Annotated in this window: 11 protein-coding genes and 1 pseudogene; 8 read left to right on the forward strand and 4 right to left on the reverse strand. The window is 31.6% G+C overall.

The window, feature by feature from the left end; translation table 11 throughout:
* Nucleotide 1: 1 nt before the first annotated feature.
* From tagH to CAB05_RS17195, 4 genes and pseudogenes are all read left to right on the forward strand, one after another.
* Nucleotides 2-823 (forward strand): annotated as a pseudogene (tagH, locus tag CAB05_RS17180) (teichoic acids export ABC transporter ATP-binding subunit TagH); the annotation flags it as partial.
* Between the two features lie 204 nt (nucleotides 824-1,027).
* The gene (locus tag CAB05_RS17185) at nucleotides 1,028-3,682 is read left to right on the forward strand and encodes a glycosyltransferase family 2 protein (RefSeq protein WP_088002099.1); all 2,655 of its coding nucleotides are present in this window, start codon (nucleotides 1,028-1,030) and stop codon (nucleotides 3,680-3,682) included.
* Nucleotides 3,683-3,800: 118 nt separating this feature from the next.
* Nucleotides 3,801-6,581: a glycosyltransferase gene (locus CAB05_RS17190; RefSeq protein WP_235821550.1), complete on the forward strand. Its 2,781-nt coding sequence runs from the start codon at nucleotides 3,801-3,803 to the stop codon at nucleotides 6,579-6,581.
* Between the two features lie 329 nt (nucleotides 6,582-6,910).
* Complete coding sequence (locus tag CAB05_RS17195; RefSeq protein WP_088002101.1) at nucleotides 6,911-7,357, forward strand: hypothetical protein; 447 nt, start codon at nucleotides 6,911-6,913, stop codon at nucleotides 7,355-7,357.
* 101 nt (nucleotides 7,358-7,458) lie between these two features.
* Here CAB05_RS17195 and CAB05_RS17200 read toward each other — a convergent pair whose 3' ends face one another.
* Complete coding sequence (locus CAB05_RS17200; protein WP_088002103.1) at nucleotides 7,459-8,286, reverse strand: glycosyl transferase family 2; 828 nt, start codon at nucleotides 8,284-8,286, stop codon at nucleotides 7,459-7,461.
* Between the two features lie 501 nt (nucleotides 8,287-8,787).
* Between CAB05_RS17200 and CAB05_RS17205 the strand changes: the two genes are divergently transcribed.
* Nucleotides 8,788-9,291 carry a VanZ family protein gene (locus CAB05_RS17205; protein ID WP_088002105.1) on the forward strand — a complete coding sequence of 168 codons (504 nt, stop codon included), beginning with the start codon at nucleotides 8,788-8,790 and terminating at the stop codon, nucleotides 9,289-9,291.
* 71 nt (nucleotides 9,292-9,362) lie between these two features.
* Here the strand turns inward: CAB05_RS17205 and CAB05_RS17210 are convergent, their stop codons facing one another.
* From CAB05_RS17210 to CAB05_RS17220, 3 genes are all read right to left on the reverse strand, one after another.
* Nucleotides 9,363-9,740, reverse strand: a complete 378-nt coding sequence (locus CAB05_RS17210; protein WP_088002107.1) for a glyoxalase superfamily protein — start codon at nucleotides 9,738-9,740, stop codon at nucleotides 9,363-9,365.
* A gap of 153 nt (nucleotides 9,741-9,893) precedes the next feature.
* Nucleotides 9,894-10,592, reverse strand: a complete 699-nt coding sequence (locus CAB05_RS17215) for a cyclic nucleotide-binding domain-containing protein (RefSeq protein ID WP_088002109.1) — start codon at nucleotides 10,590-10,592, stop codon at nucleotides 9,894-9,896.
* 267 nt (nucleotides 10,593-10,859) lie between these two features.
* Nucleotides 10,860-11,270, reverse strand: a complete 411-nt coding sequence (locus CAB05_RS17220) for a pyridoxamine 5'-phosphate oxidase family protein (RefSeq protein ID WP_158093304.1) — start codon at nucleotides 11,268-11,270, stop codon at nucleotides 10,860-10,862.
* A 231-nt stretch (nucleotides 11,271-11,501) separates the two neighbouring features.
* Between CAB05_RS17220 and cax the strand changes: the two genes are divergently transcribed.
* The 3 genes from cax (at nucleotide 11,502) to CAB05_RS17235 (ending at nucleotide 14,109) form a co-directional block, all read left to right on the forward strand.
* Entirely contained in the window at nucleotides 11,502-12,560 is a 1,059-nt protein-coding gene (gene cax / locus CAB05_RS17225) for a calcium/proton exchanger (RefSeq protein WP_088002113.1), read from the forward strand.
* Nucleotides 12,561-12,584: 24 nt separating this feature from the next.
* Entirely contained in the window at nucleotides 12,585-13,190 is a 606-nt protein-coding gene (locus tag CAB05_RS17230; RefSeq protein ID WP_088002115.1) for a YczE/YyaS/YitT family protein, read from the forward strand.
* 115 nt (nucleotides 13,191-13,305) lie between these two features.
* Nucleotides 13,306-14,109 carry a YfkD famly protein gene (locus CAB05_RS17235; protein WP_088002117.1) on the forward strand — a complete coding sequence of 268 codons (804 nt, stop codon included), beginning with the start codon at nucleotides 13,306-13,308 and terminating at the stop codon, nucleotides 14,107-14,109.
* The last annotated feature ends 10 nt before the right edge of the window (nucleotides 14,110-14,119 follow it).

The raw sequence follows: 14,119 nt of genomic DNA on the forward strand, positions 1-14,119 counted from the left end.
TATGAGTACAAAAGTTGAATTTAAAAATGTAACAAAAAAATACAAGATGTACACTAGACAAATTGATAAAATAAAAGATTTATTTACTTCAAAAGAAAGTGGAGATTTCCACTATGCTTTAAGTGATGTATCTTTTTCAGTTGAATCTGGTGAAATTGTTGGGATTATTGGATTAAATGGTTCGGGTAAAAGTACCATGTCGAATTTAATTTCAGGTGTTACGATGCCCAATGAAGGGGACGTATATGTAAATGGTACTGCTTCCCTTATTGCAATTTCTGCAGGTTTAAATGGTCAATTAACAGGATTAGAAAACATCGAACTAAAAGGCCTAATGATGGGCTTAAGTAAAAAACAAATTCAAGAAATAACGCCAAAGGTAATTGAATTTGCAGAAGTTGGGAAGTTTATTAATCAGCCAGTTAAAAACTACTCGAGCGGAATGCGTTCACGATTAGGTTTTGCAATTTCTATTAATATAGATCCTGATGTTCTAGTAATAGATGAAGCATTATCGGTTGGGGATCCAACATTTACTCAAAAGTGTTTAGATAAAATGAACGAATTTAAAGAAAATGGTAAAACGATTTTCTTCATTAGTCATTCACTTGGTCAAGTTAAATCATTCTGTACAAAGGCGATATGGGTTCATTATGGTAAGATTAAAGATTACGGTGATGTATTACCAGTAACAGCACAGTATCAAAAATTCTTAGCAGATTACCAAAAAATGACGCCAGAAGAGCGCATAAAGTTTAAAGCAGAACAATTAAAAGAAAACAATCATGGTTTATTAATGACAAATGATGTTAAAACAAAAAAAGGATTTTTTGATATTTTTAAAAAGTAAAGCGTAAGTATCAAAATATCATCATGGCTAGTTAACGATAATTTTTTTATATATGGTACTGAAATTGCACTCTTTAACTATTGAACTTATTCAAGCAACTAGCTTGTCAATAGTTAGAGTGTTTTTTCATAAAATCGCTACTTACTTGCTTAACCCGTTTTAAAAAGGAGTGAGAAGATGAGTAATACAATTTTTGGAAGAACTAAAAACATTCTAAAAAAAGCTACAAGTACAATATTTGAAAAAAGTAGAGAGAAACGATTCGAAGAAAGATGGATCATTAATTCACCATCTGTGAAAGTTGAACCTAGATTTACGTTAAAAGAATTTAACGTAAAGTATGAAAATGAAGCATTAAAAAGTGATTCCTATAGTAACCATAAAAAATTATTACTGGATTTTCCAGTGAGTAATGGTAGTAAGTATTATTTAAGACATACTGTAAAACTTGGAATTCTTTCAGATAATCCATTCTTTCATACATATGAACCAGTGGCTAAAACAAAAAGAGTTACAGATCAAAACTATCAAACGATTTCTGAAGAAACAGATTTATTATTAATTGCATTTGATTTAGAAAATTTACCAGCAGAGTGGAATGGACTAGGAAGTTCAAAATCAGATGTGGTTCGTAAGAAATTAGTTAAAATCATTCAGCATTTTAAAAGTAAGTCGAAAAAAGTTGTTTTTTATTCCTTAGATGATACGGACTTATACAAGAGACTTGAGTTAGTCATGAAGGAAGTAGACGCGGTTTTTACAATTCAGCAAAAAAACGCAGATTCGATTTTGTCTGAAAATATTAATCAAAATGTACATGTTTTAAAAATGGGAATTAACCCACTAATCCATAATCCAATTGGGACTAGACTTCACAAATATAAAAATAAGTCTGCTTTATATGAATATTGGGACCCTAAAAATACGAAGCGAAAAACGATTCTAAATACCTTTATTAACGGATCTATTAAAAGTCAAAATGAAGTAGTGCTTTATGACACGAAATTGAGCCAAAATGAATCTAACGTTTATCCAGAAGACTTACAAAAGTATTTAGCACCAAATGTAAATGAACAATATAAATACTCTTATTTGAAGTTTTTTCAGACAATCTTTTTGTATAATGAAAATAAAGAAAAATACTTTTCGTACCATCGTAATCTTCATCATTACATGGCATTAGGAAGCACATTAATTTCCAATTATCATTCTGAAATACATAATCGATTTCCAAATGTATATAATGCATATTCTGAAAGTGAAATTAAGGAAATCTTAAGTAATTATAATGATAATGATATTTATGAAAATCAAATGGCTGGCGTTCGTAACGTCTATAAACAAGATACGATTTTTGATCGTTTTCATGAATTGTGTTCAAAGTTAGAATTAGATGAAAAGATGCCGCAAAAAAGAATTGCAGTCATTACTGAAGAGAAAACAGAACATGTTCTAAGTATGTTCAGTTACCAAACATATCCATATAAAGATTTATTATTAGAATCAGAGTTAACTGAATCTAAAAAATCCCAGTATGATATGATTGCCTTCTTTAAAGATGAATACCAGTATGGAGAGTTTTATTTAGAAGATTTAGCAAATGGCTTTAAGTACACTTTTTGTGATTATATAACGAAAGATTCTTATCTTCATACTGAAGGAATTGAACATAATTATGTGAATCAAGTTAAGGATAAATATTTAACTTTATTTTGGGCTAGTTCATTTAAGGCTTCGACATTATTAAAGATAGACAATCCAATAGACGTAAAAAATGGCTACAGTATTGATCCATTTGAAGTTGAGGAAAAACCTGTACCTTTAAGCGAACCAAAAAATAAATCATATAAGCTAACAATGATTATCCCAATTTATAACAATGGATTATTTTTATTAAATAAATGTATGCAGAGTTTAAAGCGAAGCAGCATGTTTAATGAAATGGAAATTTTGCTTATAGATGATGGTTCAACCGACCAGTTTACGCCAAATATGGTGAAAAGACTAAGCAGGCAATATGATAATGTAAAGTCTTTCTTCTTTAATGACGGTGGAAGTGGTAGTGCTTCACGTCCTAGAAATAAGGGGATTGAGCTAATGACTACAGATTATGTTATCTATTTAGATCCTGATAATGAAGCGGTTTGTGACGGTTATGCAAAATTATATAAAGAAATTACAACAAATGATGTAGACTTAGTTGTTGGAAATATTTATCGCGTTTCGGATCGTGAAATGCGCTTGAACTATGTGAATGCAGTGAAGAGTGTAAATGACGGTCAAGACATGATTGAAGGAAACACGACAAAAATTCTAGTGGATTCAGGTTTTAAAGTGGCAAGTATCCAAGCTTTGATTGCTAAAAAATCATTAATTACTGAAAATAATATTATAATGGTTGAAGGAGCTGCTGGAGAGGATTCTTTATTCTTTGAAGAACTTGTTACTTATTCTAATAAAATTAAATTAGTTAATGAGGATATTCATATTTATTATGCAGAAGTTGAAGGGTCAGTAGTAAATACAGTTACTTCTAAATTCTTTAGGAAATATATGATTGTTCAACAACCTCGTGTTAACTTCCTTAACAAACATGGTTTATTGGAAGCCTATTCAGAAAAACGCTTTGAGGCCTATTTTAAAGACTGGATTTTAGAAAAATTAAAATTGGTGAAACAAAATGAAGCATTAGAATCTGTAAAGCTTACATGTGAAATCTGGGATTATTATAAAGATTATGTAAAGATTACCTATCCAGTAGTTGCAAGATTTGATGAACTAAGTAAACTTAAAGAGTATGACAAAATAATCGCTGAATACATTAATTCATAATCACTTTAGAAACAGACATGAATATACACTCTTTGCTTTGTTGTATAAGAGTAAAATAAAGAGGAAAAAATAAAAATACCTCAACAACTTGATTAACCATTTGAATGGGGGAGAAATTTTGTCTGATAATCAAAAGAAGAGCTCTGACTTTAAACTAAAACTGAAGAGATCACTTGAAATTGATCCGAAAACGGATAGTCCATTATTGATGAATTTAAAAAAGGTTGTAAGAAAATCAATTAGAACTGTGCAATTAATTAATAACGGACAGATCATTCCGGTCTTGAAAAAGAAGCTTAAAGGCGGAACGAATAAGTCAAACACGAATACTAACCGTAAAATGACGGAAATGGAAAAAGGGGAATATATTAAGTATCTAAAAGAACACAGTGATACTGGTTATTATGATGAAGTAAAACCTATTATTGATAAAATTCCTGTAAGTAATGGTAGTAGATACTATCCACAAATTAATGCAAATATTGGGATTATCGCAGATGAGTTTTTATTTAATTCCTTTAACGGTATTGCAAATTTCGTTTATATTACAAGAGATAATTACATGGAGCATGTAAACACATTAGATATATTTATCGTTGCCTCAGCTTGGAAGGGATTAAATAATGAATGGAAGGGACTTGCGAATGCAAAAAACCGTCCATTAAGAGATGAATTATTCCATATTATTGAGACATATAAATCAAATGGTATTAAATGTGTATTTTATTCTAAAGAAGATCCTGTTAACTATGATCGCTTTATTGAAATTGCTCAAAAAGCTGATTACATCTTTACGACTGCAGAGGAAGTAATAGAGAATTATAAAACTGATTGCAACAATCAAAATGTGGACGTTCTTAAATTCGGTGTAAATCCTCTGTACCATAATCCAGTAGGATTTAGAAAAAGTAGAAGAGAAAAAGAAGTGTTCTTTGCAGGGTCTTGGTATCTGAAATACCCACAAAGACAAAAAGATTCACAAACAATTTTTGATGGTGTAATCGATGCAGGATATAAATTAAAGCTAATTGACCGAAATTATAATTTATTTTTAGAACAACATTTTTTCCCGAAAAAATATGTAGATTATATTTCACCTGCAATTAATCATGAAGATTTACAGAGAATTCATAAGTTATATGATTGGTCGCTTAACTTAAACTCAGTTAAATATAGCCCAACAATGTTTGCAAACAGAGTATTTGAATTGCAAGCACTTGGTAATTTAATGCTTTCTAATTATAGTATGTCGATTAACAATAAGTTCCCTAATGTGTTTATTGTTCATGACTCAAATGAAGTTGGACATATTTTAAATGGATATACAGCTGATGAACTTTATAAACACCAAGTACAAGGAATCCGAAAAGTAATGAGTCATGAGACAACTGTTCAAAGATTAGAGAGACTATTACAATTTGTTGGCTTTCCTCATAAACCATATGAACGTTCAGTTGCAGTAGTAGTCGAAGATAAAACTGATAAAATTGAAGAAATGTTTCAGTATCAAACGTATGAAAACAAACATTTATTCAAAGCAAGTGAATTTACTGAAACAATTAAGTCTCAATATGATCTAGTTGCATTTTTCCATGAAGAAAAAGAGTATTATGAGTACTATTTAGAAGATATGATTAATGCTTTTAAATATACAAACAGTGCGTATATTACAAAAGATGGATGCTACGATGGAGAAACGCTTATAAATGGTGTTGAACATGATTATGTTTCTACGATGAAGGACAAGTATCGTACAATTTTCTGGGCAGAGCTGTTTAGCGTAAACAATTTGCTTGAAATGAATGGCGAACAAGCAATTGAAAATGGTTATAGTGTTGATCATTTTGAATTTAATAATAAAGTTAAAGTTGCTCAGGAAGGCAACAAACAATATAAGTTCTCTGTCATCATTCCAGCTTATAATAATGGAGAATACTTATTAAATAAATGTTTCTATAGCTTGCGTAGAAGCAGTATGTTTGACGATATGGAAATCATTATTGTAGATGATGGTTCAACTGATTCTTACACACCGATGATCATCAATCGTATAGCAAGAGACTATTCAAACGTCACTACTTACTTCTATAATGATGGTGGAAGTGGTACTGCTTCAAGACCACGTAATAAAGGTGTTGAATTGAGTACAACTGACTATATCACTTTCTTGGATCCTGATAATGAAGCTGTTAATGATGGATATGCTAAATTATACAAGGAAATAGTAGAAAATAATTATGACTTTGTAGTTGGTAATATTTATCGAGTATCTGATCGCGAGGTACGCTTGAATTATGTAAATGCTGTGAAGGATGTAAACAGTCAACAGTATGAAATTAAAGGGAACACGAAAAAAGTATTAGTTGATTCTTCATTTAAAGCAGCAAGTATCCAGGCGTTACTTGTTCAAAAATCATTAATAACGAATAATAATTTACAAATGGTAGTTGGTGCTGCAGGACAGGATACACTATTCTTCCATGAATTATTATTAAACGCTCAAAATGTAAAATTAATGAACCTAGATATTCATATTTACTATGCAGCAGTTGCTGGTTCGACCGTAAATACAATTACGAAAAACTTCTTTAGAAAGTTCAAAATACTAGAAGATCAAAGAATAGAAGCGTTGAAGAAGTATGAAGTTTTAGATGATTACTTAGAAAAACGCTTTGAATACTACTTCAAAAATTGGTATTTAGTAAAACTAAAGAAAATTAAAGAAACTGATGCGATGGAATCCATTGAAATTCTTTGCAGTATTTGGGATATATACAAAGACGAAGTAACCCCTATTGATCCAGAGATTATTCGTTTTTCTAAATTCGCAGAGAAGCAAGATTTTGAAGGCATCTACAATGAATATGTTTTAAAAGAAAATAATTTAGTAAATGTTTAAATTTTGAAGGAATCCTTATTAGGGTTCCTTTTTTATTTTTGTCTTTTTGAAGGCTCTGTTAAATAAGAATGTTGATTTCCATTCCAGGTACTTCGCTTTCCATGGGGCGTGACCCTGAGCCTCCTCGCTCTCAAGTTTCCCGCATCTCCCATAGGAGTCTTCGCACCTTCCATTCCAATTACTCTCGAACCAGCTACTCTTTTCATACTCTTAATATATTTAATTAAAATCAACAATTAATATTAACAGAGCCTTTTTCGATAGATCGTTGCTCTAGTGAAACTTTTTTAAACAAACCAACGTCTAATTGTGTAAGGAGGTGTTGGCTATTGAAAAAGACATACATGATTTTTTTAGTACTCTTGCTAATTATTGTTTCGGGTTGTACAAAAGTATTTGATACAGAACCACCCGAAGCGATAGCGAAAATAAATAATAAAGAAATAGCATTAAAAAGAGGGGGATACCATTGGACGACTGAGGAGGGGGCTTTAACAAAAGCAACGATTGCTGATGCTGCTTCTCCTAATCAAATTGCACAAGATCTGATTGCATCACCTGTTGAAAAAGGATCAGAGGCAACCATAGAGTTTAGTGATCATTCAAAACCGCAGCTTACATATAATTTTTGGGAAGGGGATCAATCGGGGAAATCCATCTCAATGGAAGGAAATAAAATCACATTTCCTTCTAATAGTGGTAAGTACGTCATTGAAGTGAATGCTACTTGGTCTAATGGGGATGCTTCCTATACATTTGTTATTGATGTTAAATAAAAAAGTAAAACGCCTAGAATTGAAGTCCCCCGTTGTTAGACAACACCTAACAATTGGAGGGCACTTCAATTATACCAAGCGTTTTTTTTGTAAGTAATTTTTTACTTTGTATTTTTTACCTTGTTGATATAGTAAATTGTATCTTCTAATTCAAGTGGATTATGTCCTTGTTCTTTATTAGAGTACATCTCTACAGTTAGACGGTTGTAAGTTAATGTATCTTTTAATGTATTAAGACCTCTTACAAATGGCATGAAGTGTTTTACAACGTCATGGTCACAAGCTGTATTTTGTAAGTAAAAAATATAAGGCATATAATTAATCTCTTTGAAAAATTCTAGTATATTTAATCGTGTTACGTATTTTTTAGCTGATTCCTCAGTTGGCAGAGAGGGGTGAGCAGCTTCTAAAAGTCGATTAACATGTGTTTGATAATAGTTTGGAATAATCGTTTGTGGATTATTTACTAATGCTTTTGACCCTTTAATATATCCAGCGAGTATCATTGACATAAACCCGCCACCAGAAGAACCGTAGAATAATGTATCCTCTGCTTTGACAGACATTTTTTTCATTAATTTTTCAATGACTTTAGCTATTTTTTCTAAGAAAAATGTATCATCATTACCATGTCCCCAACCTAGACTCATTTGTCCTAAATAAAGAGTTGGGTCATTATAGTAAATCATATTTGAATCAAAATGCTCAGTCCATGAATGACGTTGGAAAATCGGTGGTTTCATTTTTGCCGGATCATAAGCACCAGATCCAAATACAAGTAATTCATTTGAAGATGAGTTCGCTCTAATTAAAAACTCATATTTAACATTATCCCAATTTACAGTTAGGATAAATGGTGTACGACTAGTTAAGTCAATTTCATCAATTTTTTGGAAAGTAGTATGTATATTTTCATATTTATTGAGCATTCATTTTCACTCCTAGTACTGAAATTTAATCATATCCAAATTTAAGTATACATATAGTTTTATCGATAAATCAACGGTATCACCCATTTTCATAAAAAAGATATAAAGGATTTCATTCGAATTTTTAACTTGAAATGAAGCAGAAGAAACAATGGAAATTGACCCATTACAGAAACTTGAACTATTATAGGTGTATAAATATATATAGGCTTTTAGATGTTTGTTGATTTTGGGATTTGAATTAAAGACAGAAGTTGATTACAACAGAAGGTACGTGACTCGTGTGGGAGATGCGGGAAGGCTGAGATCCCGTATCAAGCAAGGTAGGCATGCTAAAACCACGACGTCCTGTCGTAACGCATGCATAATCCACATCTGGACTTCCCAGGAAGATCAGCTCACGCCCCACGGAAAAGGAGCATCATGGAGTTGTCATCAACTAACACATTCTAAGATGTAACACTAGATACGAAAATAGCCTTCAAAATATAAAAGTAAGGATTGAGGACCATTTTATTAGAAAATAAGTTCATTCGTTATTGGCTACCCGTTCTATTAATAGCAGGTGGTATTTTTTATTCATCATCGACACCGTATGGAGATCAGGATATAAGGCCACAATTAAATCAGTTAAATGGTATATATCATTTTGTTGGGCAATTCGATTTTGTTCAATTTACATATGCTGGCAAAGAAATCAGTATCGAACACCTAGGAAGTGCAGGGTTTGTAGAGTTCTTTATACGAAAGCTTGCCCACTTTTCAGTATTTTGTTTACTTGCTTTTTTTATAACAAGACTAGTAAGTGTTTATAGACATAAATTCTTTATAATTGGTCTATTGTTAACAATACTTTATGCTGCTTCAGATGAATTCCATCAATCATTTACGGCAGATAGAACGCCATTAATTCAAGACGTCTTGATTGATTCGAGTGGTGCCATTTTAGGTGCTTGTTTATTTTTTATCCTATATAAAAAATTTCATAAAAAGAAAGTAAATTAGAAAAGACATTGAACATATGTCAATGTCTCAGAGGATAGACAATAGTATAAAAATAGAGATTCAATCTGAATTTACAAACTTTCAAAAAAAGTAATCTTATTCGAAAAAGGATCAATGACTGTTATTTCTTTCGTATTCCACGGTGTTTTTTCGAGACCGGGTTTATTATATTTATAGCTTTTTGTTTTTAATGTTGAGTGTAGTGCTTCAATGTTATTTACTTTTACTCTAATTGCAGAGCCAGGGCTACAATCACCGTGATGTTCCGATAAATGAATCACGCAATTACCACGTGATACTTGCATATAAATTGGGAAATGACTTTCGTACTGGTGCTCCCAATCTAGTTGGAAATTTAGAAAATGTATATAAAACTCCTGAGCCTTTGCAATATCAAAAATACGAAATATCGGGGTAATGTCATGATATTCAATCAATCGTTCTTCCATTTTAAAACCTCCAAGGCGGAATTATCTAAACATAGGTCATATTCTTTAATTCTATAGATATTCCTTCCTTGTTAGGCTTAATGTCTAAATTTACTCTATTCTCAATACTAGAACCCCTGAAACCATAGTTTTTATTACAATCTGTTTTAAATGTTATTCGTAAATACTCCCGTTTGATAACAATTTGAGTTTTTCTTTATTTTTTACAAGTAGACTACCTCTTTTACGTTCGATAATTTCTTCCTTACAAAATTTATTTACCACTCTATTTAAATGTCGATAGCTTGTCCCTAAAAGTTCAGCAATTTCAGTTAGCTTAGATGATTTGATTTCATTTGCAAACGATGAATCAGCATCGTCCAATAGCGTTGATGCAAGATAACTTGCAAAACGATTTTCGACTGGGAACAATAGATTTAAGCTAGAAGAATTAGAAAATGTATATAATTTATAGCTTACGTTTTTTAGTAGAAATTTTAAGAAGTCTGGATTGTTCGATTGAGTTTCGTGTAGTAATTTATTATGAATGCCAATCAATATACTACTTTTTACAGCTTCAACATTACTTCTTACTTCAGAGTTATTGATAAATTCAACATCCCCAATTAGAGCCAACGGATTATTAAACCGCAGCAATAAAGACTTTCCGTTCGGTAAAATGATAGAAATCTTTAATTTACCTTCAACCAAAATATAAAAACGATCCAGTAACTGTCCATTGCTACAAATAATATCGCCTTGATCAAATTGAAATAATTTCATTTCTTGAATGATTGGATTCTCAAAAATATCTTCTAATTTATATTGTGTAACATATTGTTTTAATAAATCTTGGTTTACCAATTCACGCATGATAAATTCTCCCATCGATCACCAAAGGATATATTTATTAAAATATAATTGATCAAACAAAAAAAGGACATATGTCCTTTTTATTTCTTTTCAAGACTTTTGTCTTTATCGTCGTTTCAAATTCTACAATCCATTTTAGAAAAGAGCCTTTCAAAAAGATTATTCACATATGAATATTAAACAGTAAGGACAGAAGATAATAAAAGTTTTTAAAAAAGTAAAAACCTTATCGGTAGTTGATAAGGTTTAAATACATTTTATCGTTAGTTACAGTGTTATGAAGTTCGGCTCCGCGCCTGCTTGATCTACATAGCCAACTTTAACGGGGTGCATTTGAATTAATATGTAATTAGGGTCATCTGGACCTTTAATCCATTTAGATAATTCATCTGTCCACACCTTCTCTTTTGCATCTGCATTTTCTATTATTTCAGCTTTAGCAAACATTTCTACAAAATTATCGTCTAATTGATTTCCATCATGCCCGATTAGTAGGTGGACATTGGGATTGTTTTTTATATCGTCCACTTTTTTTGATTCTTTATGAGTTGCGATATAAGGGGTTAATCCTTTAAAGAAAAAAATCATAAAACAACTATGAGGAAAGTCCTCTCGTATCGTTGTGAAAATTCCTAATTGCTTTGCTTTTAGCACCTTCATTATATTTTCTTGAATCACCATAAAACTCCTTTCAACGATCGTCTACGGGTTAAACAGATACAGATTGCATCTAATAACCAGCTTTTATTCGTCTTTACATTTTATCTTTAGAAACTTGCTATCAGGCTTATCTGACTAAAGAGAGCCGCCTACTCTTTTAAGTCTTTGTTAATTGATTTTGATTTAAACCTATTTTTTTGTGTCTTTTGCATATGATAGTTGTAAGCAATATTTTTTAGGAGGTTACATATGGCTCATCGTTTGTTTTTTATTATTTCATTTATCGGTGTTCCACTATCTGTTCTTGGGAGTATCATGCACTGGAATGAGATTATATTATTTGTCATATATTGTGTAACAATTGTTGCTTTGGCAGGTATTATGGGTCGAGCTACAGAGAGTCTTGCAATTGTAGCAGGTCCACGTATTGGAGGACTGTTGAATGCGACGTTTGGAAATGCAGTTGAATTAATTATTGCTATTTTTGCATTGAGAGAAGGTTTAGTGGAGGTTGTATTAGCTTCCCTTACAGGTTCTGTAATTGGAAACTTGTTGCTTGTTGGTGGACTCTCATTTTTTGTTGGGGGATTAAAGTACAAGCGTCAAAGCTTTAATGTGTATGATGCTAGACATAATTCAGGCTTATTAATTTTTGCAGTTGTACTAGCTTTTGTGATCCCGGCTATTTTTGCGGATCGAATGAACAAAGCAGATACGATGACACTAAGTGTCGGTGTATCGATTATTTTAATGGTTTTATATTTAGCAGCTTTATATTTTAAACTTGTTACGCATCGAGGGGTATATGTAACGAAAGGACAAGAAGAAATAGAGGAGCATGAAACAGCCGAATGGGGAAAATGGAAAGCAATTTTTATTTTAGCGATTGCCACAGTAGCTGTTGGATATGTTTCTGAGAATTTAGTTCATACATTTTCAACGGTTGGAGAAAAATTTGGTTGGACAGAATTGTTTATTGGTATTATTGTAGTTGCTATTGTAGGTAATGCAGCAGAACATGCTTCTGCAATTGTTATGGCCTATAAAAATAGAGTCGGGGTAGCAGTTGAAATAGCTGTCGGTTCTTCTCTTCAAATTGCTATGTTTGTCGCACCAGTATTAGTTATACTGTCATTATTTATGGATCATAGAATGCCATTGATTTTCTCAATTCCCGAACTAGTTTCAATGGTAACATCGGTATTTCTAACGATCGCAATAATGAATGATGGGGACACAAACTGGTTTGAAGGGTTAACACTTTTAGGTGCCTATGTTATTATGGGAATCGGTTTCTATTTATTATAAAGATTGAATTGAAGGTGGTAATACTTGAGAATAACTAGGATATTATTTTACGTTATTGGGTTATTAATTTTGACATTGGGAATTAGTTTAGCAATTACAGCAGGAAAAGGTGCAAGTGCTTGGGATGCATTAGCAGTAGGTGAATCGACAACTTTTGGGTTAACAGTTGGTACATGGATTATTATTAATTCGTCTATTCTTCTATTTGTAAATGCTTTTTTACAAAAGAAGAGACCTGATTGGCTAGCTGCAATCACATTTATTTTAATTGGCAGGTTTCTTGATTTATGGTTATATATTGATTTAGAGCATATATTTGATGCGAATACATATACAAGATATCTACAATTAATTTTATCTATTTTCGCTATGACCTTAGGTATTGCGATATATTTACAAGCAAAATTCCCTTTAAGTCCGATTGATGATTTAATGATCTCTTTAAATAAACGTTTTGGCGTTAGTTTAGGAGTAGCTAAGACAATTGGTGAAGTATTTGCTTTAGTCATTGCGTTTTTGTTACATGGCCCTATTGGAATTGGAACATTATTAATCACGTTTAGTATTGGTCCGATTTTGCAACGGATTAGAATCCCAATCGAAAAACTGTATATAAAACTTATTACGTAAGAAAAAATTTTTGACATGTAATTTTGAAAAAGTGAATAATCACAAATACATATATTTACAAAATATGTTCATGCTAAGAATAAACTAATTTCTTTATACCGAAAGGGGCATGAACATGTCTAAATGGGTAAAGCCATTCATACTGTTAAATATAGTTTTTTTAGTTATTTTATTAACAAATTTACAACATACTGATGCGGCGAAACCAGAAGTAAATGTCCCAAGTTTTGCTGCAAATGTGTCGAAAGAAAATACTTATCCAAATCCATCTCAAGATTTACCAGAGTTACAACCAGGAGAATTTGCTAAGCAATTACTTAAATCCTCCAATGTAAAAATTGAAAATCCAAATCTGATTCGTATGTTTAATGAGTCTTCAGTTGGAAGAGCTCCGTTTGCAGTTGGATATAATGCAAAGATTTTTTTAGGAGTATGGCCATTAAATTATGAATCAAATGAAACAACTGTAAATTGGCAATACAAAAAAATAAATACGAATTATCTTGATAATCGTGGTGAAAAGAACTATAAGCGCGTTAAATATTATCAAAACGCTCAACATATTATTCGTGGAGGTTTAACTTCAAAAGTACGTGATTCTGACGATGTCATCAATTTAATGATGCATAGAGCTTCAGAAAAAACTACGCTACCTTTGGCGTTTCAAACTGTTATTGGAGCTGGGACTAAGAATGAAAGAGTGTATAATGTGCCACCAAAACAACTTGGTTATTTATACACATATGCTCCAGCTGTAAATGAAAAAGGTAAAGTAACTTTTGGAGAAGTTTACTTAATTTTAAAAGGGAACAAAAAAACACTTCAAGTTAAAAATGTAGTTTCTCAAGGAATCGGTGCATGGATTCCAGTACAAGATTATGTTTCGTTTGGATATATTGCAACGTCTCAGCCAAAGTAAAATATAGATC

The sequence above is a fragment of the Gottfriedia solisilvae genome (assembly GCF_002128405.1).
GTDB lineage: Bacteria > Bacillota > Bacilli > Bacillales > Bacillaceae_G > Gottfriedia > Gottfriedia solisilvae.

Bases quoted from the DNA above. Each gene is read 5' to 3' on its own strand.
- CAB05_RS17210 (WP_088002107.1), bottom strand. From the start codon at position 9,740: ATGGAAGAACGATTGATTGAATATCATGACATTACCCCGATATTTCGT.
- cax (WP_088002113.1), top strand. From the start codon at position 11,502: ATGGCTCATCGTTTGTTTTTTATTATTTCATTTATCGGTGTTCCACTA.
- CAB05_RS17215 (WP_088002109.1), bottom strand. From the start codon at position 10,592: ATGCGTGAATTGGTAAACCAAGATTTATTAAAACAATATGTTACACAA.
- CAB05_RS17185 (WP_088002099.1), top strand. From the start codon at position 1,028: ATGAGTAATACAATTTTTGGAAGAACTAAAAACATTCTAAAAAAAGCT.
- CAB05_RS17200 (WP_088002103.1), bottom strand. From the start codon at position 8,286: ATGCTCAATAAATATGAAAATATACATACTACTTTCCAAAAAATTGAT.
- CAB05_RS17235 (WP_088002117.1), top strand. From the start codon at position 13,306: ATGTCTAAATGGGTAAAGCCATTCATACTGTTAAATATAGTTTTTTTA.